The organism is Bacterioplanoides sp. (assembly GCF_965226395.1).
Classification (GTDB): Bacteria; Pseudomonadota; Gammaproteobacteria; order Pseudomonadales; family Oceanobacteraceae; genus Bacterioplanoides.
Genome location: NZ_OZ245358.1, coordinates 3,841,080 through 3,864,102 on the forward strand (window position 1 = coordinate 3,841,080; position 23,023 = coordinate 3,864,102).

Genomic DNA, 23,023 nt, shown 5'->3' on the forward strand with positions numbered 1-23,023 from the left:
TTTTACAAAAATAATGACTAACCAAACTGTATCCCGTTTAGGTCAAATCAACGCAGCTGGTGATGATCGCCAGATGTTCCTGAAGCAGTACGCAGGCGAAGTCCTGACTGCTTACCACCAGGCCAACATTTTCAAAGGTATGCACCGTACCCGCACCATTTCCAACGGTAAAAGCGCGAGCTTCCCGCTGGTAGGTACTGCGGTTGCTAAGTACCACACTCCGGGCGAATTCATTAAGGGCGATCAGATCAAGCACGGTGAGCGTGTTGTGACCATCGACGACCTGTTGATCAGCTCCCAGTTCATCGCCAACATCGACGAAGCCATGAACCACTATGACGTGCGTTCTATCTACTCCAAAGAAGCGGGTATGGCACTGGCGGACACTTACGACCGTAACGTGGCCCGTATCATCGCTAAAGGCGGCATGATCGACAACGCAACCAAAGCTGCCGCACAGTTCGGCACCGCGTTCGACGACGATGTATACACCACTCCTACTCAAATCGGCACCAAAGCCGGTGACGCGCTGGATGGCGATAAGATTGCGAAAGCAATTCAGGACACCGTTACTCAGATGGTTTCCAAGAACATCATCCGCGACGGCTCTGAGGTGACTTGTGTATTAGCTCCGGCCCAATACTACTCCCTAATGGACGTGTCCGGCACCTCTAAACTGGTGTTCTTAGACCGCGACTTCGGCGGTGAAGGTTCGGTAGCGACCGGCGCAATGCCTCGTGTTGCTGGCGTTCGCATCTACATGTCGAACTCTATCCCGATGACCAACGAAACCTCCAAGCTGGTAGGTGACGCTGAGCCAATCACCGCAAGCCGTGCAGACGCTTACCGTGGCGACTACAGCAAAGTACGTGGCCTGATCTTCACCAAAGATGCCGCTGCTACCGTGCAGCTGATGGACTTGGGCGTAGAGTCTGAGTACCAGATCAGCCGTCAAGGCACCTTAATGGTCGCTAAGTACGCTGTTGGTCACAACATTCTGCGTCCTGAGTGTTCCGTTCCCCTGCTGGCTGTTTAAGCCGGTTCCCCTGAAGGCTGCGCATTTGCGTGGCCTTTTTTTTCGACTTCTGATGGTTTTCCATGCAATTAAAAGCAATCAACACCATGCTTTCAGCTATCGGTGAGGCACCGGTAAGCTCCCTTAACTCCGGGCTGCCAGAAGCCGAAATGGCTGAAAGTATTCTGAATGAAATCAGTGAAGCGGTTCAAAGCGAAGGCTGGACGTTTAACACTGAGATCGACTTCCCGTTATCTGCCGACCCTATCTCAAGCAACATCGCGCTGCCGGATAACTACCTTGAGGTGGACTTGTCCGAGAACGTATCTCAGGGGCCGTCCCGTTATGTTGTCCGTGGCAACCGTGTGTATGACCGGGAAGCACACACCTACACCATCACAGCAGAGCTGAAAGCTGACATCATCCTTCTGCTGGATTTCTCCGAGCTGCCGCAAACGGCCCGGACTTACATCACTATCCGAGCTGCCCGTATTTTCCAAGACCGGGTATTAGGCTCCGACACTATTCACCGATTCAATGCAGATGACGAGCAGTATGCCCGAGTAGCGCTGAAGCGTATGGCAGTCCGTAAGTCAGGAATCAACCTGATCAATAACGGCGTCGTTCAGTCAATCGTTTCTCGGAGAATTTAATGCAAGTCACAAAAGCATTACCGAACTTAATTAACGGTGTCTCTCAGCAGCCCGACCTGACACGCCTTGATTCCCAATGTGAAGCGCAGATCAACTGCCTGAACTCTGTCGTTCACGGAATGCGGAAACGCCCGGCGCTGGAAAGCATTCGACGCATTTCTAGCCCTGACACTCCAATGTTCAGCCACACCATCAAGGACTCGGCAGACACCACTTACATACTGACTGTCAGCAACAAAGGCTCGCTAAAAGCGCAGGTGCATGATCAGAATGGCCGCGAACATCCGCTATCAATGTCCACCGACGCGCAGCAGTATCTAAACGCCAGTGACATCACACGGCTACGCGCCGCAACTGTTGCTGACTACACGTTTCTGGTGAACCCTCAGAAAGAAGTACGGACATCAGGAGAAACCACGAAAGCGATAAACCGACATCAAGCACTGGTTTACGTGAAGCGCGGTGACTATCTGATGGATTACGGCGTCCAGATCGCGCTGAAGCACCCGGACGGCAGGACTTTAAGATGGGAATTTAAGTATACGACATCAAGCAACGAGCACGCAGCGAACCGTTACAGTATTCAGACTGACAACATCGCTGAAAATCTTAGCTTCGGTAAAAACGCCCGCGAACTGGTAACGAACGAAAAGTTCAGCAGCTATGGAGGCATCCGCCTCTTAGGCAGCGTCCTACTTGTTGAGTCAGTGTATCCATTCACTGCATCCACAACAGACGGTAACGGTAACCAGAATCTATTCGTGTTTAAAGATATTGTCACTGATATTAAAGACCTACCCAAAGAAGCCTTTGACGGCCTTCAGTTCAAAGTCACGAGCGCTGAAAACACTGACGAAGATGATTACTACATCGAATACGGCCCTGATGCCGACCGCCCGCAAGGTTCGTCGTTTTGGAAAGAGACTGCCGCACCCGGTACGCGTTTCAAGTTTGACCCCAACACCATGCCTGTCGCACTTGTCAGGACAGACCGTGGCTTCGTCCTCTCTACCTTAAATGGCGAAAAATACAGCTCACACACATTCCCCAAGTGGGACTACCGTGAAGCTGGGGATGACGACACAAACCCTTTCCCGTCTTTCGTAGGCGACACGATCAACGATGTGTTTTTCTACAAGAACCGACTGGGCTTCCTGTCCGGTGAGAACGTGGTCATGTCTGAATCAGGTGAGTTCTTTAACTTCTTCCTGAATACCGTACAGACGTTAGTGGACTCCGCGCCGATTGATATTGCCGCAAGCCACAACCAGTACACCCGCCTCGAAGCGACCGTACCTCTGGGCGACCGTCTGTTGGTTTTCTCCCCGTTAGCTCAGTTCATTCTGGGAAGCGACGGGCCTATGACTCCCTCAAGCGTGAGCATGGACGTATCGACCGTCTTTGAGAACACGCCCCGTGCGCGTCCAGTATCTTCAGGCACATCAGTTTTCTTTGGCTTCGACAGTTCAGCGTGGGCCGGTATCCGCGAGTACTTTGTGGACGGTGACACGCAGTTAAACAACTCGGAAGACATTACCTCCCACGTACCGAACTATCTGGTCGGGAACATCACGGACATTGCAGTATGCCAACAAGAGCGCTTAATGGTCGTCCTAACCGACGGTTATTCAGGTGCCTACGTGTATAACTACTACTGGGAAGCAAACCAGAAAGTCCAATCAGCGTGGTCTACTTGGGAAACTAACGGTAAGTTCACTTCAGCGCATGTCGATAGTTCAACCTTGTACTTCACTGTCGAACGGAGTGACGGTATTCACATTGAACGCATGGAGTTGTCTAAAGATAGTGCCGAAGCCCACATGACCGGTGAGGCTGCCGTGCATCTTGACCGCCGTGTTTACGTGCCAAACACAAAAACAGCGCTACCCTCGCTCACTTCACGTACTGTCGGCGTCAGCTTAGACGGTCGTGTTATCTCAAACATTCAAGCAGCTCATACACAAGGTATCCCAATGTATATCGGTGAACCGTTCACGATGAGCTATCTTTTCTCGCGCCAGACTGTTCGTGACCAGAACGGACGGCCCCAAGTTGAACAGCGTGCTCAAATGCGCCGTATGCTTCTCAATTACAACAAAACCGGCGGGTTCAGCTTCAAGGTGACTCCCGATTTCCGTCCAACCAAAACCATTGACTTCACTCCCCGTGTCTTAGGTAAAGGCTCAAACATCCTGAACCGGGCGGTCATTGATACAGGCACCTTCACTGGCTTTGTGCTGGCGAAGTCCGACGGTGTTGCTATTGAGATTGAGTCAGATACTTGGGTTCCTGTCACTATTCAAACTGCTGAATGGGATGGCGTACTTACCCGTAAACGTGTCCGAGTATGACCCTACACCTCAGAGAACCCCTACCTGAGCACATCCATTACCTATCCAAACACCTACGTGAATCAGACGCTGACGAAGTACGGTCAGCCAGCGGGGAATATTCCCTCTGGAAGACACTCGACGCAGCTGTAAACGCTAGCTATGAGTGCCATGTCGCTGTTGATGATGACGGTATTCCTGTTGCTGTTTTTGGCGTAGCTCCCTACGGGGAGTTCGCGGCTCCATGGCTTTTAGGCACTGACAGTCTATTGCAGCACCGACGCGAGTTAATGTCATGGGGCCGTAGCTTTGTCCAGCGCTGGCTTGAAGAACATCGCCAGTTGATGAACTTCGTCGATAAACGCAACGCGGTGTCTATCCGCTGGCTTAAACGGTTAGGTTTCACCATAGGAAAGGAAGTGCTTTTGTATGACCCCTTTCACCCCTTTTACGAGTTCAAACAATGTGCGATCCAGTAACTATCGGCATCACTATGGCCGGAGTGTCCGCAGGCATGTCGTACCAGCAGAGCGTCCGCCAACATGAAGCAGCCGAGCAGGCATACGAGCAGAACCGTACCGATGCCCTTGCGCAGGAACGTGACCAGCTACGTGTGATCCAGCAGAACCTCGACGCAGAAGAAGCTGCTAATAACGCAGAACAACGTGCTAATGGCCTAGAAACCCTACGTGCAACAGCCTCCGCTATTACAACCGCAGACAGCCAGAACGCTGCCGGTAACACAGTGAGTGCATTGGTTCAGGATATTCAACGGCAGAACGCTGCCCGTAGCCTGAACATCACACGCAACGCTGATTACGCATATATCAATGCAAATAACGAAGCGAACTCCGCTCACTTGAATCGTCAATCACGTATCAACTCTGTAGCCCGTCCACGCTTTGATCGAGGCATGGCGCTGCTAGGCGCTGGCGTCAGCGGTGCTCAGACAGGCGCTTCAGCCTATTCAGCAACGTCCAGCGCCAGCACCTCGCCTACCCAAGGATAACCAATGAACCGTCTTGACCAGACAAACGGCCTACGCCGTCAAGTAACACGGCCCGGATACCAGCCGACACAGGTATCGCCTCAGAATACCCGCGCAGCTCAAGCCGCCCGTGGTTTTGCACAAATGCAGGACTCACTTAACGGCGCTATTAGCGTTCTGGGACAGTACGGCCAGATTGTGCAACGCCGTACAGCGGAAGAACAGCGCCAAGCCGACAAAGAGAACAAGCGTCGAGTGGACTTAGCTGCGGCAGAATATCGCGCCGGTAGTGCTTCTGCTTTCCGCACGTATTCTTCGGAGAATACGGAATGGAGTCTACTGAACGATCCTGACCATTTGACTCAGCATCCTGCATTCAGAGACCGTGCGGATGAAATCACATCACGCTACAACGGAAACCCTGAGTTACAGCAGCAGATTGCTGACCGTCTCTATCAGGAGAACATGGCGCTCTACTCAAAGGAATTCGACAGCAATTACACAAACACCCGCAAGCGTTACCTGTCCGAAGAGCTTGAAATGCTGAGCGCAGGTGGAATGCTAGACGGCGGTAAGCTAGATGAGTTGTTCGAGACTTACTCCGACCTCCCGCCAGAAGAAATACAGTCCGTACTGATCTCCAAATCCGCTGACCAATCACTGACCGGCAACACTACGATTGCTGACTGGATGAATGGCGCTGGTGTTGAGTCTGGGCGAGTAAACGCTGAAGGTGCGCGCTTAGGCAGCATCCACTCACGTCAAGGCAAGGAGTACAACGACGCCCGGTACAAGGAAGAATTCGTCACAACTGCCGCTGACTGGCGCAAGGCCGCTGAGACACGAGTAGAGCCGTGGTCAGAAGATCAGAAACAAGCATTCGATCAGGCGTTCCGAGATAACGGGATTAGCCGTGTCGAGTACATTAACCTTCTAAACGCTCCTAGCAGCAATATCCAAAAGCAGGATAAAGCTGCCCGCGATAAATACGTCAGGGAAAGTTGGCTACAGAACCTGAAGACAAACCGGCAGGACAGCCAGTACATCGACGACAATTCAGTAAGTACCTCTCATCGTGAAGTTGCACTCCAACAGGACGCAGAAAGGGCCGTTCAGGCAGGCACCGCCGCCTCCGCTGAAGACCACATCGCCCAGCTGACAGCGAACATCGGCTTTGTACATTCTGAACACAAGCAGCGTATGCGTGAGGCTTTTTCATATCTGGAATCAGCTTCAGTTGAATCTTTCGACACTGCCCGCGTCATGGACGGTATCGACTTATACCGAACCTACCAGCAATACAGCCGCGCACACGCTCAGCGCTTGCTGGATGATGAATCGGCCCCAATCATGGCCCACATCGAAAGTGTCTGGGATAACCGACCAGAAACACTCCAGTCAGCTGTTCAACAGGCAGTTAAAGCCCGGATTGACCCACGCACAGGCAAAACAAAGGCGTACCGCCTCGAAGATACGACAAAGCATTTCCAGAAGACTGACTTTTACAGTGACGACGGTATTACTCAGGCTGGAATCAAAGATCTGTATGACACGCTATTCAGCACGTCCATCGCAAACAACATGCCGCCTTCTAAGGCTGCCGAATACGCAAAGGAACGGACTGAAGCGCTGACCATGAAAATTGGTGATGTCTATGTCCCTACTGAGGCCCTACAGCTGCCGTCCGGTGGAATGATTTCTCCCGACTTCGTGGAGGTGATGTCCGATTCAGTTAAGTCATCTTACGGCTTACCTGAAGATGAGTGGAGTGACTACCAGTTCATGCCAGTGGACATGCACGGGGAACAGTGGTCACTGATCGACAAAGAGACTGGCACACCTGTTCGCACTACAACCCTTCCCGTACTCCATCGCCAATACGGCCTTTACCAACAGTATCTACGTGACAACACGCTGTCCGTGCTCAATCAGAACATGCAGGCTGCGCTCAGAAAACGAGCCAACACCAACGTCCGGCTGCCTGATAACAGCCACAGCAGTTTTTACCCAACAGGAAACTAAATGAACAACCTTGAAGAAGCGCAACGATTAACGGCCAATCAAGCGTTAAGTGAAGCGGACACTCCCAATTACCGCAACTTCCAAGAACGTGACTCATATTTTCGCCAACGGGAAACCCCCGAGATCGCTGCCCTTCCACAAGAGGTTGAAGTTCCTGAAGAAGAAACACGCGATTATGAGTGGTGGGATGACACAGCCGATGTGCTCAGTAATGAGTGGGCGATCCCTTCTCTATACCGCTGGCTGACACGCGAACAAGGCGAAGAAGGCATCGACGAAGACCTGCTAGTAAACGGAATGCCGCTTGAAGAAATGCAGGAATTTTCTGAAGGCATCGACCTTGACTTACTGCCGGAACTTTTCTCCGGTGACTACACCAACAGAACACAGATTGCAGCAGAAGCTGACCGTCTCCGCGAATTCTCTGAGTACCGGCAAAGTATTGACGAGCTGGGAGCTAAAGGCACAGCCGCTCAGGTACTGGCAGGCGTTACTGACCCGGCCACATGGTTTGGCGGTGGCGCTGCTTACCGCTTAGCAAAGGCCCGGAACTTCCTTAACACCGGCAACCGGTTCGTCCGTGGCGGCGCTGTAGCGGCTGCACCAGAAGTAGCTGCTGAAGCTGCAATCCAGACCGTGAATTATGATCGTGATGGCGTAGACATGGCGCTGGCCGTGGCGCTGCCTTTCGCAATCGGCGGGGGCACTGCGAGTTTTTATGGCCGCCGCATGGAGCGTACTGCAAACCGCCAGCGCGAAGAACAACTGGCGCGGCTTAACCAGATTGAAGCGGAAAACACTCGACTGCGTGAAAATGCCCGCCAACCGCTGAGAAGTGAAGACCACTTACGCCCAGACACCCGAACAGTGTTATCTGATGATTTGGTTGTCATGGAGTATCTGGCCCGTAACTCCGAAGTACAGGCTAAGCGTGTATCGCGTGGTGAACGAAAAGCATTGGTACGTGAACGTAAAGGGCTGGAAGATCAGTCTGTAGAGCTTATCCAAAGCCTGCCAGAAAGAGCTGCCCGTAAACGTGGAACCGAACTGCCAGGTCATTTGGTTGCTGCCTCCAGAAACCGGGCCTCTGATGAAATCGCCACCGGCCTTGAAGCCTACGGTGAACGCACTTCCCGTATCGACCAGATTCTTGCTGATGACGACATTGGCCTTGAAGCACAGCGCAGCTCTTCCCGCGTAGCGCAATGGCGTGACGGCTTGATTGATCTACCACCGAAAGAAGCTGAAGAGCTGGAAGCACTGCGTAAAGAACTGATCGACTCAGGACGCTACCGGGCAGAAGGCTCCCCCGACATGATTCCCGTGAAAGGTACTGAACTCCATGGCCCTGCTGATCCAAACCGTGCGCAGGCTGTTCAGTCTGATATTCAGGGAGTTATGGAAGACATCGACGCAGATAGCGAAGCGTTTTTAGCAAAGCACAACGCTCAGGTAGCGGACGGTACTTTCGTTGCTCAGCAGCCAAAGTTCGGTTTCTGGCAACGTGGCATGGTTCCGCAAATGCTACGGAACGCGAAAAGCGCTACTTCAAATGCTGCCATTATGAAGCTGTTCCAAATCTCAGCAGGCATTTCAGGCGATGGTGTCCAGACGTTCACAGCGAACGAAACGAAACAGGCCCTGAAACGCTCAATCGACGACCGTTACTATGCGGCTGTTGGCCGTAACTGGGAGCGTTACTTAAAGTTCTATGGCGCAACTGAGCGCATCCGCCCCGCCCGTCGTTTAGAAATTATGAAGGACTTGGAGTATCGCACTTCAATCGCCATCCGTTACGGTGAAGACTTCGATAAAATCCCTACCCCGCTGACCGACAAGCTACGCCCCGGTGAAGCTGAAATCCTGAAAGACATGGCCCGTGAAGCCTCCGCTGCCATGGAGACTGCACTTAACGCTGCCAAAGAGGCTGGCGTCCGTGGACTGGATGATGTCGTGGCTGAATCAAGCTACCTACCACGCCGTTTCGACATGCAGAAAATCAATAGTCTGGATGAAGAAACAGTCGTTGCTTTGTTCAAAAAAGGAATCACTGAAGCGAGCGATGTTCAAGAAGAGCTGGCAGATAAAATTGCCCGTGGCTTCCGTACTGCGCTAATCAAACGGCACGAATCACCGGTAAACACCAGCGTATCTGCTAAGGGACTGGATGATGAAGGCTTGTCGCAGATGAAGGAGATCATGCAGAAGAACGGTGTTGATTTAGCTGAAGATGAGCTTGAAGCATTACTACGCCCCTTCGAGATGAAGAGCACCGGTAAATCAAAAGTGTCCGCAGCTAATCGCCGCCTCCGTATGGACGAAACTGTCTCAATCCAGACCAATGAAGGTCGCGTATTCCTGTCCGATTTAACAGAACAGAACTCCCTGAGCCTCGTTGAAAACTACGTTGAGCAAATGTCAGGCGCTGCTGGTCTGGCTAAAGCAGGCTTCCGTGACCTAACTGAAGTCAGCAAAACGCTCCAACAGGCAGGCAAGGAGGTTATTCAGGCCGGTGCTGTAGGGTCGTCTGAGGTGAAGGACTTGGAGATTCTGTTCAACAATCTTCTGGGGCGTTCCAATTTTGACAACCTGAACGGTAACTCCTTTTTAGGTACTGCAACCTCCCGTCGCAACCGCATCGCTCGTGGCCTCCGCGCATACCAATCAGCTAATTTGATGGGTCAGGCAGTGCTTGCCCAGACCGCTGAATTTGGCTCAATCGTGAATGCCGCTGGCTTCCGTAACATGATGCAGCACGTCCCCGAACTGCGGAAAATGATGAAAGCTGCTGAACGCGGAGAACTGAGCAATGACACTCTTGATGTCGTTGTTCGTGTACTAAGCATCGGACAGACCCGTTCACATCGCCGCTTCGGTCAAGTTCAGTCCGGTTTAGGCCAGACAGACGATATTACGGCGGATGGATACTCCGCTGCATTGGACAGCTTACAGCATAAGTCTCTGGAAATTTCAGGAATGCTTGCCGTGACTGACATTCAGCGGCAGTTAGCAGCAGCATCCATCATGCAGCGCATGGTGAAAGACGCACTCTCTGGCAAACAGAATATCTCGGCGCTACGTTCGATGGGCATTGATGCTGACATGCAGGCCCGTATTGAGAACCACTTGCGCAAAGATGGGGCAGTACGTCTGGAGAACCGGATGTTCGGTGCCAAGCTGGAAGAGATTGATGCTGACCGTTTCTTTAAAGAAGACCCTGAAGCAGCGGAAACTTTCTTCAACGCCCTTGACCGCTGGACACACCAGACAGTAATGGAAGAACGCTTCGGTGATCTACCTAAAGTCATGTATGGCGAAACCGCAAAGATGGTGTTCCAGTTCCGCCGGTTCATGATGTTGGCCTACAACAAGTCCACTCTACATTCCATCGGCACCGCCGACCGCCGCCTACTTTCCGGTCTACTGGCAAGTATGTTTGTGACAGGTCTGGTCTATACCGTTCAGTCTCAAATGAATGCGCTGGGCCGGAATGATTCAGATGAGTACATGCAGCGCCAGCTGGGGGCAGATAGCCTCGCTGATCTGATCGAAAACCCCACCAATGCTGACCTCCCTAAAATTGCGATGTCTGCGGCATCACGGACAAACCAGCTCGCGGTTCCTTCAATATTCCTGACTACTGGCCTTGAGTACATTCTGGGCGGCCCTGTCGTAGGCGAGACCCGTTCAAGCGGTCTATCTCCGCGCCTTCTGGACATCAGTGCTTCCCCTACAGGACGTACCGCATCGAAAGCGGCAGACATCGGCGCAAATATCATAGCTGGAACTGCAAATATGTTCGGGGCCGACCGTGAAGGTGGCTTCGGTACTGCTGCCGGTGAAGCTGTTGAATTACTCCCGCTATACCGCCTATACGGCATCCATGGCGCAATGAAAGGACTGTCACAAGATTTGAAAGAAACCGACGAATAACAACATGAGGACTAATGTTCCACGCAACTCAGTTCTACACCGGGGACGGCACCACCGCCGTCTTCAGTGTACCGTTCCCCTACCTTGAGCGGCCACACGTAAAGGTAGAAGTCGAACTTAAAGAAATCAGCTTTGAGTTCATGTCAGATAACACAATCCGCATTACTCCCGCCCCTCCTTCATCCACTCAGATCAAAATCTACCGCGACACACCAATTGACCGCCGACGCGTGGACTTCTCAAACGTCGCATACCTATCTGAAAAAGAACTCGACGACTCTGCTCTTCAGTTGTTCTACGCAACACAGGAATCAGCTGACCGTTCACTTCAGGTGATGCTCTGGAACAGCGCTCTGCAATTTGACGCAGACGACCGGCCAATCGTGAACATCAAGGAATCAACGGAGCCATCAGCCGCCGTCACTTACGGGCAAATGAAGCCCTACTTAGACGTGATTAACGATGTCGTCCAGAACGGCGAGCAGACCCTTTCCGAGTACCAAAAGCTCACGAACATGAATGCCGTCGCACTTCAGAGTCCAGCAGGTACACCACCCAAAGCTGAGTACGACCGTGCGAACGGAACCATGACTTTCACCATCCCTAAAGGTGATCGCGGTGAACGTGGCGAGCAAGGCCCGCAAGGTGTACAGGGTGTTCCCGGCGGCGTGGGTGATCAAGGCCCTCGCGGTCTGCAAGGTATTCAAGGCCCGCAAGGTGATGATGGCCCTAAAGGTGATACCGGCGATCAAGGCCCTCGTGGTGCTCAAGGTGTGCGCGGCGAGCAAGGTGAAGTAGGCCCACGCGGACAAGAAGGCGCGAAAGGCGACAAAGGTGATACCGGCGATCAAGGCCCTCGTGGTGCTCAAGGCCCAATCGGCCCTAAAGGCGATACCGGCGACAAAGGCGCTACCGGCGACCGTGGCCCTACCGGACTTCAAGGTGAAGTAGGCCCTAAAGGTGAACGCGGTGATAAAGGCAGCATTGGCGATACGCCGTTAGGTCTCGCCTTCGGTGAGTTCACTATCGACCCTGACGGAATGCTCAATATTGAGTTTGTCGGCCACGTAGCTGATGACGCCTTCTTCATCGACGACGACGGCTATATCAACGTCAACCCTGACGCAAACAACAACCCTCCTCAAATTCCCTCCAACTAAAACGAGCTTCTAATGGCTTCTATCAAAATTGGCCGTGTCCGCCTGTCACTTAAAGGTGGCTGGGACAGCGGCGCGCAATACTCAGCGTTAGATACCGTCACACACGGCGGCGAATCCTACGCAGCAATCAAAGACGTTCCGCTGGGGACAGTAACCAGCAACACAGCCTACTGGCAGAAACTAGCTGAACGCGGCACCGATGGCGCAGACGGCATTGATGGCGCAGACGGTGCGAAAGGCGACCGTGGCGAACAAGGTATTCAAGGCCCTACTGGCAGCCAAGGCCCTAAAGGCACATCACCTGATCTGGAATGGGACGGCACCCGGCTGCGATTCCGTAATCCTGATGGAAGATGGGGACAGTATACCGACCTGAAAGGTGAAACCGGCAAGCAAGGTGCTGTAGGTGATCAAGGCCCTGCCGGCGCTAAAGGTGATCAAGGCCCTGCCGGTAAACAAGGTATCCAAGGCACCCGTGGCCCTGAAGGCCCGCAAGGACTGAAAGGGGATCAAGGCGAGCAAGGTGTTCAAGGTGTTCAAGGCGATAAAGGCGACAAAGGCGATCAAGGCATTCAAGGCCCTCGTGGCGCTGTCGGGCCGCAAGGTGATAAAGGCGATAAAGGTGACCGTGGACTTCAAGGGCTACAAGGCCCGCCGGGAGCACGAGGCGCAACGGGAGCACGAGGCGCAACGGGAGCGACAGGCACGTTCAACGGGTCGATCTCAAACTCCGTGTCAAGTAATTCGTCTTCCAGTGTAGCCAGCTCACTCGCAGCTAAGATTGCACACGACGCAGGCTCTCGCGCCGGTAACCAAGCGCGTGAAGCACTCGTTGCCCGCGACGCTTTGCGAGGCTATTCATATCGCTCCACTCTATTTAACGGAAGGAAAGGTAACGGCGAGATCGCGCTTTCCTCTTCATGGTCAAGTTACCACGAACTTGTATTCATCATGGGTGATGACCGTGGTTCATGGGTATCAAGTACCTATCTAAAAGTCTCTGACATTTACACAGCCAGCCTAGCTTCTAGCGGTGACTATGTAGTGAACGGAGCAGCTGGTGTCTGGTGGAGATTCAACCGATATACGACAAACCGCATCAGAACAACTGGTGAAAACTCAACTGTATGGAGAATCTATGGAATCAAATACTAAGGACACATTAATCACCGTGTATGTGGAGAAAGGGAGTCTCCACGAATATGTGACTGAGCCGGTACCTGACGACTTAGAGAACTACCATGTTGTGCAGATGCCGGAGACTGATCTTGAAGCGCTCCCGTGGACACATGCGTTTTCTCCAAAAACAGGACGCTTTCAGCTCAGCACGACGCGTGTAGAGCAACAAGAACGAGATAAACGCAATGACAAGCTAAGCGCTGTAGACGCGTTCTTCCAAAAGCCTCTCCTAGTGGCAAACACCCCTGAATTCGTAAAAGATGAAATCCTCACATACGGGCAGGCGCTTTTAGACGTGCCACAGCAGACCAACTTCCCCTTCGACCACCAATGGCCTGAAATGCCTGAAATTTTAAAGGAGTTTTCCTCTGAAAATTAACACCGGATTCTACCCGTTCGCGGTAATCCTTTCTCTGTTCAATGCGCTTAGCGCTCTCTTCTATCTCAAACATAACCGCTTCAGCTCCAACTACTTTATCAACCTGTTCTACTGGGCGGACATTTTCGTAAACGCTCTGTTAGGCGGAAACCCAAACGTCACTGTCTCCGCACGTACTGGCTACAACTCATGGTTAGCACGGAAAGGCGAACTAGGTGGTCGCCGGTATTGGCTGGCATGTGAAGCGGTGATCGACTGGACGTTCGAGCCGATTGACGGCAAAGGCCACTGCTATGGCGCTTTCCTATGGACTCCAGACTCACTGAACATTCATCAAGGCCCCCGTATTTTCTTCGTGTTGGGCCTGCCAATCATCACCGTGTCCTGCATTCTGCTGGCACCAATCATCCGCCTAATGGCGCTCTTTCGGAGTAAACAACGATGAGTATTTTAGGCTCACTTTTCGGTAACGAGAACGTCGTCAAGAAGACTGTCGATGGTATCTACAACGGCATTGATGCGGTCGTTTATACCGAAGAAGAACGTAAAGAAAACTTCCAAAAACTACTGAAGCTCTATGAGCCTTTCAAGATTGCCCAACGCTTTCTGGCACTGATCTTCGGTATCCCCTACGCCGCAGCTTGGTTCATCACCTTCTGCGTAAGTTTCACTGACCACAACATTGAGCCACAACTGGAGCTTCTGTCCGGCACCATGGGTTCAGTCGTTCTGGCAATCATTGGCTTCTATTTCTTAGGCGGTGCTGCCGAAGGTTTAGTGAGAAAAAATAAATGAAAGTAGTAGCACAACAAATGCACGACCTGACCCAACCTGTAACGCTTTCCGTCGGCGGTGCGGTGATCTTCGGCTTACCTGTCGATGACATCATCAAAATCGGCACTCTGACCCTGCTGTTATTGAACATCCCGCTTGCTGGCCTGCGTATCCATGAGTACCTGACAAAAAACAAAAAGTGAGCAACTACAAGGACGGCCCGGCAAAGGAGAAGTACCAGCGGGCCTACAACAAGAAACACGCTGACAAGCAACGCGCACGGATGCGTAACCGTTACCGGATCGCGGTTAAAAAAGGCTCCGGCAAGACAGCTAAAGATAAGCGCAAAAGCGGCTTAAAAATCCTGAAAGGTAAAGACATAGACCACAAAGATGGCAACGCCCTGAACAACAAACCCTCCAACCTCCAAATCATGCCAGCCTCTAAAAACAGAGCAAAGGACAACAACAAAAAATGAGCAAAGCGTCCGTCGAGGCGTTAGAAGCTCTGCACGGCACCGTCGCACGGGAACTCTCTTCCCGCATCACCTCCGCTGACGCAAAGCCAGCAGACTTCGCAAACGCTATCAAATTCCTCAAAGACAACGGCATTGAACAGCTACCTACCGGCGGCAATGACGTTTCCGACCTACTAAAAGACCTCCCATTCGATGCAATCACAGCCGCAGCAGCTGGACAGCACTGAGTTAGCGGCACTGGCGGACTTCAAGAACTTTCTGTACATCGTGTGGAAGTTCCTGGGTCTGCCTGTTCCCACTCCTGTTCAATACGACATTGCGGATTACCTACAGTTCGGCCCTGAGCGTTCTATCATTCAGGCGTTCCGTGGTGTGGGGAAATCCTACGTTACGTCAGCATACGCAGTCTGGCGTTTACTTCTGAATCCAGAATTAAAGATCATGGTGGTATCGGCCTCCAAAACACGAGCCGATGACTTCTCAACATTTACTCAGCGCCTGATTGCTGAGATTCCCCTATTACAGCACCTCCAGCCTCGTGGAGATCAGCGCGCCTCTAAAATCGCTTTCGATGTCGGCCCTGCAACTGCCTCGCATTCCCCTTCCGTTAAATCGGTAGGTATTACCGGCCAGCTTGCTGGTAGCCGGGCCGACCTGATCATTGCCGACGACATTGAAATTCCGACCAACTCTGCAACCCAAGACCTCCGCGATAAGCTATCCGAAGCCGTGAAAGAATTCGACGCGGTACTGAAGCCGGGCGGTCGTGTTGTCTACCTCGGCACACCGCAATGTGAAATGTCTCTCTACGGTGCTCTGAGGAATCGCGGCTACCAGACGAGAATCTGGCCAGCACGTTACCCGAAACCGGAAATGATGACGTATTTCCAAGACGTTCTGGCACCGAAATACCTAGAAACCCTTGAGAATTCCCCAGAAATCGCTTGGAAACCTACCGATCCTAAGCGTTTTGATGAACAGGAACTTGAGAAACGTGAGCTTTCTTACGGTAAAGCTGGCTTCGCATTGCAGTTCATGCTGGACACCTCTCTGTCAGATGCTGAACGCTACCCGCTGAAGGTGGCCGACCTGATGGTGATGGACTTGAACCCGGTCAAAGCACCGGATCAACTGTTCTATGGCCGCTCCCCTGACCTTGAGGTTCTGGAGCTTTCTGACAGAAATCTTGCCATGGCTGGCGACAAGTTCTACCGCCCGATGCGCCTGTCCGAACACTGGATGGAGTATCAAGGCACGGTAATGGCTGTTGACCCTTCAGGTCGTGGTGCCGATGAAACAGCCTACGCTGTCGTGAAGATCATTGATAGCCAACTGTTCGTGACTCGTGCCGGTGGCATTCAAGGCGGCTACTCGGACACGGTGCTTCAGTCACTGGCCGACATCGCAAAAGAGCAGCACGTCAACAACATCATCGTGGAAGACAACTTCGGTGACGGCATGTTCACGGAACTGTTCAAGCCGTACATTGCCCGGACTCATCCATGTGCTATCGACGGCGTGAAGCATTCTGTCCAGAAAGAACGCCGGATCATCGACACGCTGGAACCAGTAATGGCTCAGCACAAACTGATCTTTGACCGGAAGATCGTTGAGGACGACTTCAATAGCTGTTCGATCTACCCGGCTGAGAACCGCTACGCTCGCTCACTGATCAGCCAGATGACACGTATCACGTATGACCGTGGAGCACTGAAGCATGACGACCGGCTGGATGCGCTGGCAATCGCTGTTAAGTACTGGACTGACCGCATGGCGGCAGACGTTACCAAGCAAGCTGATAAACGCCGCACCGTTGAACTGGAAGCTGAACTGAAGAAGTTCGTGAAGGGTTCTACCGGATCAATCGCAGGCATCAGCAGCCTGAACATGGGCCGCTCCCGTGGACGTAGTGGCTGGAAGGTACGGTAAAGCCCCTGTAAGGCGTTTTAAGGCGTTTTAAGGCGCTTTTAGTCTGACCCGGTACACTCACACTATCCAAGTCGGAAAACCTCTGAAATATCACATATTGCAGCTCAGAATTGATTTTCAGGGGCGCTTTCAGGTGTCCATTTAGACAGGCTAACGCCTCTAACGGCCCTGATTCCGCACATCTGTAATCGCTCTGAAACCCGCATGAATACTGGGCTGGTAAAAAAAGTGCGACTTAGTGGAAAGAAAAACAAAAAAAAACTAAAGTTAAACTTAAGTATAACTATAGTATTACTGTAGTTAACTGTAGTACCACTGAAGCACTACTCCTCGTGATAACGTGGTTAGTAACACCTCTAAGTAACACCTACTGTAGTACCCACCTCAAGCACCACTCCAGTACAACGATACGATAACAACACGCTCACTGCCTCTGCCAACGGTACGCGGTGACTCTCACTCTAACAATCCGTCCACGATCTTCAGTGTCGCGGACTCACTCAGGTTCACATCATGGATCAATACATCGGGACTGGACGCGGCCTGTCCAAAGAAATGTCTCGCAAAGAATATAACGACTACCGTGGCTGGGAGCTGCCCGCAGATGAGAACGGCAGCGATGAAGGCTATCTCATTGAATACATCGACGTGGGTAAGCCCAACCACCCAGACCATCAAGGCTATGTCTCGTGGCTGCCTAAAGAAGTCTTCAAGAGGACTTACCGTAAGAACGGGACGGTTCTTGAACGACTGACCGTTGAGCTGAATGAGGCTGGAGAGCGCTTGGATAGTTTGGAAGCCTTTATGGAAACTGACGAATACCGGGAGCTGTCCCAAGAGCTTCGCGCCCTGATGGTCACGCAGTTCTACTCCATGCAGGCTTACGCCGCGTCTCTATGTGCTCGTCACGTAATGCTTGAAGCGGACTTGAAGGATTAGGGCCGGATATTTTTTACAGAAAAATCTGAAGCACCCCCTTGATGATGGAAAGAGCGCGCTTCCCCCCCGTACCCCCTTGAGCTTGGGCCTTTTAACGGTGCGGGGTCGTCACTGGCTGACCAGATTGCCACGACTTCCGCCACTTGGCCGCACTTAAGCCGCATGGTTATCAGCTTTACAGGGGATTATTAATCGCTTGCCACCTGATTTCCTGCCTGTATTCCCACACATTCCAACCCTTTCAACTCATCGCAACACGTAGGCTTAGCTAATAGGCCCGCGTGTTTTTTTTTATTTCGGCCCTGTCTTTGTGATGGGGTTCATTGTCCGCGCAGCTCTCTAACCGTTCACCTCCAGACCTCTAACCGTTCACCTCCAGACCTCTAACCGTTCAACATCCCCTACAAACTGACCGCCACGAACCCGCATTCTGTCTGGCTCTAACCAGTTATCGAAAAGAAAACCACAAAAAACTATTGCAAAGTCGGAGGTGTTGCGGTAGCTTAGAAAAGGTCAACGGGGCAGCGACACAAAACAAGCCCCACCTGAAACGTCAGGCACGATTCAGAGTTCTTTAACAGTTTGTTTGTAGCGAGCGCTACGGTACTTCAAGGCCCAGCGAGTCAATGATAAAGACGTTAAAACACACGGGGAATTGAGGCAGTCACAGGCACATAGTCACGACGCACCACGATGAGCACTCACTTAACAAACAAACTGCCGCGAACTCGAAGGGCTTGACAAGATGCACCACTTACTTCAACGTAAATAAGGCATCAGGCACCACGGATCAGGAGCCACTTAACAGAGCATAGGATGCTCGCTAGTTCTTTAACAATTAGGTTTTTATACGTGTTAGTAGTCTTTTTAGTTAGCTATTAATACCCATTCAACAGCGGTAAGGCGGCCCCGGCTAGCTTACTCGCCAGTACATTGAGTGGGTATTGCTGGCAACACTGATCACACAATCTGAGGGGATTGATATGACCACACACCGAAAGCCGCGTATTCGCATAAGTTGCGATGGTAGCGGCATGCTCTACTACCCATCTGTATTCTTAGGTAAGCCATGGCATACACCGGTATTCGTGACGCTGGCGCAGTTAGAGTTCTACGGGGGCATCATGCCTACTGTACGAGTCTATCTAGCTCTTGGACAACGTAATATCGCTAATAACATCATGCGGGCGGTCTCCTTATGACTGGCCTGATCGTTGTTATCTGCATACTGGGCTATTTAATCGGCCACAATATCGCAACTTATCTGAACGTGCAACACATAGGAAGCAACAGCCACGGACGGCACCGCACAGCACCGCACTAAGAATCTGAGGGGGTTCAACATGGCACGGGTTCACTACTGGGAACTGAGTAACTACAACAACGGTAATCTGATCGGCAAATGGTTTGACCTAGAAGGCATCACCGCCGAAGAACACGCTGAACAGCGCACGGAATGGCTGAAAGAAATACACGCAGACAAGGAAGAAGAACTACGTGAGGCATACGTCAAAGCGGTAGGGATCGCCGCCAAGCGTTCCACCTATGAAGAACTGGAGCACCACCGGGCGTATGTGTACGAAGAATGGATCTTAGGTGACGTGGAAGACGTTCCTGACGAGTTCCACGGGGAATACGGAATTGATGATGCGTTCTTTGAATATCAGGAAGCATTGGAAGCTACCTCTATGGACAAGGAAGCCTTTGACGCTGGGGTTGCACTAGGTATCCCGCTTGATGAGATCAAAGATGCATACTTTGGTGAGTTCACAAGTGACGAGGCTCTTGGGGATCACCTACTGGATAGCGGTTGCATGGGGGAAGTGCCTGAACACCTTGTTTTCTATATCGACACCGAACGCCTTGGCTGCGACTTCGCAATCAACAACTTAATGTGCCACGACATCCATTACTTCCACAACAACTGGTAAGCCTTTGGGTATGTCTATTCGTAAATGAGTAGGCATACGTGAAGCACAACAAACAACCGCACTAAGAATCTGAGGGGGTTCTGAATGAACACAGTACAGACAACATACAAGGGCGAAGCCATGGGAGCGGCCCGCGCTTACTATCTGGAATGGACTAACCACTACCTGTCTCTGGCCGTATTCGCTGAGCACCACTTTAACGGTAACGAGAAGTTAGCCAAGCGAATGATCAGGCAAGGGAAGAAAGACCATGAGTTATATGTGGGGGAAGTAGCGTGACTGAAGTTAATGAACTCTATGAACATTTCGCTGCTGACGGCCTTACTGCTGAATGTGAAGAATACAAATACAGACGTGATGTCTGGTTCCAACATACCAACGTGAAGTGGTACGAACGTAGTTGGCAGGTGTCTACCGTATGTACGCGGTGGAACATCGACGAAGTAGGCGAAGATGATCCCGAAGGTGAATGGTCAGTTGACGCCGTAATACTTGACCTACACGACGGTGATGATGGCCGCGTAAGCCTCCGATACGACACATGCGAAGCTGAATTACATATCTCATCACCCAACGAGACAGCATACCTGAGTCCCATTGATCTGGACACGCTTGTTGGACTAATGAAGGAATTACGCGCCGGTCAAAAGCTGGCCGAACATGCCATCGAACACGGCACCCTCGGTAAGTAACTAAACGCAATACCATGCGCCATTGCCACGGACGGCACCCTTATTCTAAACTGAGAGTATGAATACTATGTCAAACGAAGAACTAAAGGCGGATACTGAGCGCCTTGAGCTACTGAACAAGCACCTACAAGCTGAGATCAATAACTTAGCTGCACAGGAACGCTTGACGCTGAAAAAAGCGAAGTGGTATGAAATGGTCCTATTCGCTGGAGCCATTGCCGGTGCCTTCTCTCTGGGCATTGCTTTTATGAAGCTCAATATGGGCGGCTAACCCTAGCATCACGCACCCTACCCTGAGCGTTTACCTGTAGACATTCGATGAGTGTTTAGAGGTAAACCACGCACCCTACTTCCCGCTACTCCCAATCGCACTACGAATTACCAATGTCCATTCAAACGGAGTGGGCATCGCTAATTCTATTCTGGCATGAGGGGATACCATGATTTACATGCACTACACCACCGGGCAGAAAAAACACGCTACCCGTGGTCTGAAGATTTTTGACACAATGCAGGAGGCCCGCGCCAATACAGCCGGGCGCAGCGGCTACCTGATTCAAGAACACAACGGTAATAAAACACTACTGGCGTTCTTCGGTAAGTTTCTGGCGTCCAGCCGTGAGAACCTGAACATCACGATGGAAGTGACCCACCACTACCAAGGCCAAGCGGCCTACCCACAGATTTAAGGTAAGTCACGCGTTATGGAAAGTGTTTCTAAAACGAGATCATCCGAATACACAGAGCGCGCCCGCAAAGTAATGCGGGTGTTTGATAGCGGGGAAGATTTCACTGACCGGTTCACCGTGTTCCCGTTCCCTGATAGTCCTGACCCATCGTTACGCGGTCAGTTTCTGGGATGCAGCTTAGGGGGCCGTGCTGTCTCTATGTGGGGGGAATGTCACCCTGATGCGTTGGAAGATGCTGCCCACTTAGGCGTAGAGGTCACGTTAGATGAACTCGATGAAGCCACCCGGTCACACATTCTGGCCCGCATTGAGCCAGTCCTAACAACCTAACAAAAATGGAGGTAATACAATGAATTGGTTTGTAGGTATATGCCTTGCACTCATAAGTACTGCGGCTACTTCGTATTGGCTGTTTGACCTGACCAATGCTGAGCACGGCATCGGCCTTGCCATCGGTGCAGCAGTAGCCGGTGCATTACTGGAGGCAGCTAAGTTCAACTTCACGTTCTACACAAGGGAATCAGCAGCAGCGGCTGGGCTACAGGTGGCGCTCTTATGTATATCAGTATGGGCGTCGTTTTCCTTCCTGAGCACGGCGTTCAGCGGGAAGGTGGAGACCTTGTACGATACAGAGGTGAAGCTGCAAGATAGCATTAACCAGATCGCACTAAGAAACGCTGAAGGGTTTACACAGATCGACCACCTAACAAAGTCTGAACAGGCACTCATAGAGGCCCGGAACGGGCTTCAGAACGCCCAGAAACTGAGGGAAAACCGTCAGAAATTTGTTGAGAACTCCGAAAATTCTTTCGATTCCCTTGTGAATTCCGTCATGTTCTTCGTGGTTTCTGTATTGATCGACATAGTATCTATTACGGCCCTACGATTAGCGGTCACAGAGTTCGATTCTCAACATGAGTACAGTGACGAATCTGAAGAATTTAACGAGCCATCAGGGCTTACCGATTTAGAGCGTGTACGGGAGGCAGTTGCTTCAGGAGCAATCAGCCCCACTAACAAAGAGGTGAGGCAACTTTTAAAAGTAGGCCACCCGAAGGCGAAAAGCATACTTGCCGAACTGGAACTCTGAATTCCAGTATCTTTATACGGAAATTGTGGACTGATACGGATTGTCGTTATTAATATCAATCAAAGTGAACGTCCGTTCACCCATAAAAGCAGTGTAAGGAAATAATAAGTTGAGCACAGTTGTCACGGCGCTTGAAGCGTTTTTTGGCCTTTTAGGTTATGATGTGTTTATATATCGTAACACTCTTAAACCACAGAAGTTGTTTGAGATACAAAGACATCCAAATTCAAAAGCATTCTATGTGCAGGTTTTTCGGATAGTATTCGAGTGTGAGCGAATCAAGCGGCACTAGCACCCGCCGCGAGCTTATATTTTATTCCATTTAGGAGAAGTACAATGGGAACACTTCAACGAGCAATCACTTTTAAAAACATGCTGGAGATCGTGGACATCTTCGGCGAAGCAAACCCACGGATGGAGCTGCAAACTGTTGTAGTGTTTTGTACAATCTGCCGTGAGTTAGATATGCGGGAAGAACGCCCGCTCAACATAACAGAGCTTGGGAACTTGATAGGGCTTTCGTCCCCAAGTATTTCACGAAATGTAGCTTATTTAACAGCGCATGGTGACGCATATACGCGTGGTAAAGGTGGTGAAGGTTTTGGCTGGATTGAACTTAAGCCTGACCCTTCTCATCTTTCAAAGAAGATCATCACGCTGACCGCTAAAGGACGCGCAGTACGCGATAAAATCGTAGAACGATTCGTCCAGTAAGAACAACTCTCCCCTCAGAGTTGTGTGGTGGCCCCTGCCTCTTTGACCGGAGGTGGGGGCTTTTTTATGCCTTTCATTCGCAAGTAGATACACAACTACTTTAGGCCCCTCGCCTGTCCCTTTTTCCA

General features: G+C 51.4%; 24 protein-coding genes and 1 pseudogene. All 25 read left to right on the plus strand.

Annotation, left to right across the window (positions count from 1 at the left end):
• Positions 1 to 13 precede the first annotated feature (13 nt).
• The 25 genes and pseudogenes from ACO05E_RS17640 (at position 14) to ACO05E_RS17760 (ending at position 22,895) form a co-directional block, all read left to right on the plus strand.
• Positions 14 to 1,036 carry a hypothetical protein gene (locus ACO05E_RS17640; protein ID WP_419810802.1) on the plus strand — a complete coding sequence of 341 codons (1,023 nt, stop codon included), beginning with the start codon at positions 14 to 16 and terminating at the stop codon, positions 1,034 to 1,036.
• Positions 1,037 to 1,098: 62 nt separating this feature from the next.
• Positions 1,099 to 1,668, plus strand: coding sequence for a hypothetical protein (locus ACO05E_RS17645; RefSeq protein WP_419810803.1), 570 nt, complete (start codon positions 1,099 to 1,101; stop codon positions 1,666 to 1,668).
• Positions 1,668 to 4,019, plus strand: a complete 2,352-nt coding sequence (locus tag ACO05E_RS17650) for a hypothetical protein (protein WP_419810804.1) — start codon at positions 1,668 to 1,670, stop codon at positions 4,017 to 4,019. The genes ACO05E_RS17645 and ACO05E_RS17650 overlap by 1 nt, the downstream gene beginning before the upstream one ends.
• Positions 4,016 to 4,477, plus strand: coding sequence for a hypothetical protein (locus ACO05E_RS17655; protein WP_419810805.1), 462 nt, complete (start codon positions 4,016 to 4,018; stop codon positions 4,475 to 4,477). The genes ACO05E_RS17650 and ACO05E_RS17655 overlap by 4 nt, the downstream gene beginning before the upstream one ends.
• Complete coding sequence (locus ACO05E_RS17660; protein WP_419810806.1) at positions 4,462 to 5,007, plus strand: virion core protein, T7 gp14 family; 546 nt, start codon at positions 4,462 to 4,464, stop codon at positions 5,005 to 5,007. Before ACO05E_RS17655 ends, ACO05E_RS17660 begins: the two co-directional genes overlap by 16 nt.
• Positions 5,008 to 5,010: 3 nt before the next feature.
• The gene (locus ACO05E_RS17665; protein ID WP_419810807.1) at positions 5,011 to 7,008 is read left to right on the plus strand and encodes a hypothetical protein; all 1,998 of its coding nucleotides are present in this window, start codon (positions 5,011 to 5,013) and stop codon (positions 7,006 to 7,008) included.
• Positions 7,009 to 10,941 (plus strand): hypothetical protein, encoded by a 3,933-nt coding sequence (locus ACO05E_RS17670; protein ID WP_419810808.1) that lies wholly within the window; start codon positions 7,009 to 7,011, stop codon positions 10,939 to 10,941.
• A gap of 14 nt (positions 10,942 to 10,955) precedes the next feature.
• Positions 10,956 to 11,369: pseudogene (locus ACO05E_RS17675) on the plus strand (phage tail fiber protein); the annotation flags it as partial.
• Positions 11,370 to 11,375: 6 nt separating this feature from the next.
• Entirely contained in the window at positions 11,376 to 12,101 is a 726-nt protein-coding gene (locus tag ACO05E_RS17680; RefSeq protein ID WP_421722758.1) for a hypothetical protein, read from the plus strand.
• Positions 12,102 to 12,113: 12 nt separating this feature from the next.
• Positions 12,114 to 13,256, plus strand: coding sequence for a hypothetical protein (locus ACO05E_RS17685; protein ID WP_419810809.1), 1,143 nt, complete (start codon positions 12,114 to 12,116; stop codon positions 13,254 to 13,256).
• Positions 13,240 to 13,659 carry a phage tail assembly chaperone gene (locus tag ACO05E_RS17690; protein ID WP_419810810.1) on the plus strand — a complete coding sequence of 140 codons (420 nt, stop codon included), beginning with the start codon at positions 13,240 to 13,242 and terminating at the stop codon, positions 13,657 to 13,659. Before ACO05E_RS17685 ends, ACO05E_RS17690 begins: the two co-directional genes overlap by 17 nt.
• A 441-nt stretch (positions 13,660 to 14,100) precedes the next feature.
• Positions 14,101 to 14,454, plus strand: a complete 354-nt coding sequence (locus ACO05E_RS17695) for a hypothetical protein (protein WP_419810811.1) — start codon at positions 14,101 to 14,103, stop codon at positions 14,452 to 14,454.
• Entirely contained in the window at positions 14,451 to 14,636 is a 186-nt protein-coding gene (locus ACO05E_RS17700) for a hypothetical protein (RefSeq protein WP_419810812.1), read from the plus strand. The genes ACO05E_RS17695 and ACO05E_RS17700 overlap by 4 nt, the downstream gene beginning before the upstream one ends.
• Positions 14,633 to 14,911 (plus strand): HNH endonuclease, encoded by a 279-nt coding sequence (locus tag ACO05E_RS17705; protein ID WP_419810813.1) that lies wholly within the window; start codon positions 14,633 to 14,635, stop codon positions 14,909 to 14,911. Before ACO05E_RS17700 ends, ACO05E_RS17705 begins: the two co-directional genes overlap by 4 nt.
• Positions 14,908 to 15,138, plus strand: coding sequence for a hypothetical protein (locus tag ACO05E_RS17710; protein ID WP_419810814.1), 231 nt, complete (start codon positions 14,908 to 14,910; stop codon positions 15,136 to 15,138). Before ACO05E_RS17705 ends, ACO05E_RS17710 begins: the two co-directional genes overlap by 4 nt.
• On the plus strand, positions 15,104 to 16,840 hold the full coding sequence (gene terL / locus ACO05E_RS17715; RefSeq protein WP_419810815.1) for a phage terminase large subunit: 1,737 nt from the start codon (positions 15,104 to 15,106) through the stop codon (positions 16,838 to 16,840). The genes ACO05E_RS17710 and terL overlap by 35 nt, the downstream gene beginning before the upstream one ends.
• Before the next feature lie 513 nt (positions 16,841 to 17,353).
• The gene (locus ACO05E_RS17720; RefSeq protein WP_419810816.1) at positions 17,354 to 17,779 is read left to right on the plus strand and encodes a crAss001_48 related protein; all 426 of its coding nucleotides are present in this window, start codon (positions 17,354 to 17,356) and stop codon (positions 17,777 to 17,779) included.
• A 1,343-nt stretch (positions 17,780 to 19,122) separates the two neighbouring features.
• Complete coding sequence (locus tag ACO05E_RS17725) at positions 19,123 to 19,710, plus strand: antirestriction protein ArdA (protein ID WP_419810817.1); 588 nt, start codon at positions 19,123 to 19,125, stop codon at positions 19,708 to 19,710.
• Positions 19,711 to 19,794: 84 nt separating this feature from the next.
• Positions 19,795 to 19,989 carry a hypothetical protein gene (locus ACO05E_RS17730; protein WP_419810818.1) on the plus strand — a complete coding sequence of 65 codons (195 nt, stop codon included), beginning with the start codon at positions 19,795 to 19,797 and terminating at the stop codon, positions 19,987 to 19,989.
• Positions 19,986 to 20,402 carry a hypothetical protein gene (locus tag ACO05E_RS17735; protein ID WP_419810819.1) on the plus strand — a complete coding sequence of 139 codons (417 nt, stop codon included), beginning with the start codon at positions 19,986 to 19,988 and terminating at the stop codon, positions 20,400 to 20,402. Before ACO05E_RS17730 ends, ACO05E_RS17735 begins: the two co-directional genes overlap by 4 nt.
• 67 nt (positions 20,403 to 20,469) lie before the next feature.
• Positions 20,470 to 20,673: a hypothetical protein gene (locus tag ACO05E_RS17740; protein WP_419810820.1), complete on the plus strand. Its 204-nt coding sequence runs from the start codon at positions 20,470 to 20,472 to the stop codon at positions 20,671 to 20,673.
• 169 nt (positions 20,674 to 20,842) lie between these two features.
• Positions 20,843 to 21,091 carry a hypothetical protein gene (locus ACO05E_RS17745; protein ID WP_419810821.1) on the plus strand — a complete coding sequence of 83 codons (249 nt, stop codon included), beginning with the start codon at positions 20,843 to 20,845 and terminating at the stop codon, positions 21,089 to 21,091.
• A 117-nt stretch (positions 21,092 to 21,208) separates the two neighbouring features.
• Complete coding sequence (locus tag ACO05E_RS17750; protein WP_419810822.1) at positions 21,209 to 21,421, plus strand: hypothetical protein; 213 nt, start codon at positions 21,209 to 21,211, stop codon at positions 21,419 to 21,421.
• A 19-nt stretch (positions 21,422 to 21,440) separates the two neighbouring features.
• Positions 21,441 to 22,181: a hypothetical protein gene (locus tag ACO05E_RS17755; RefSeq protein WP_419810823.1), complete on the plus strand. Its 741-nt coding sequence runs from the start codon at positions 21,441 to 21,443 to the stop codon at positions 22,179 to 22,181.
• A gap of 336 nt (positions 22,182 to 22,517) precedes the next feature.
• Positions 22,518 to 22,895: a hypothetical protein gene (locus ACO05E_RS17760; RefSeq protein ID WP_419810824.1), complete on the plus strand. Its 378-nt coding sequence runs from the start codon at positions 22,518 to 22,520 to the stop codon at positions 22,893 to 22,895.
• Positions 22,896 to 23,023: the final 128 nt, after the last annotated feature.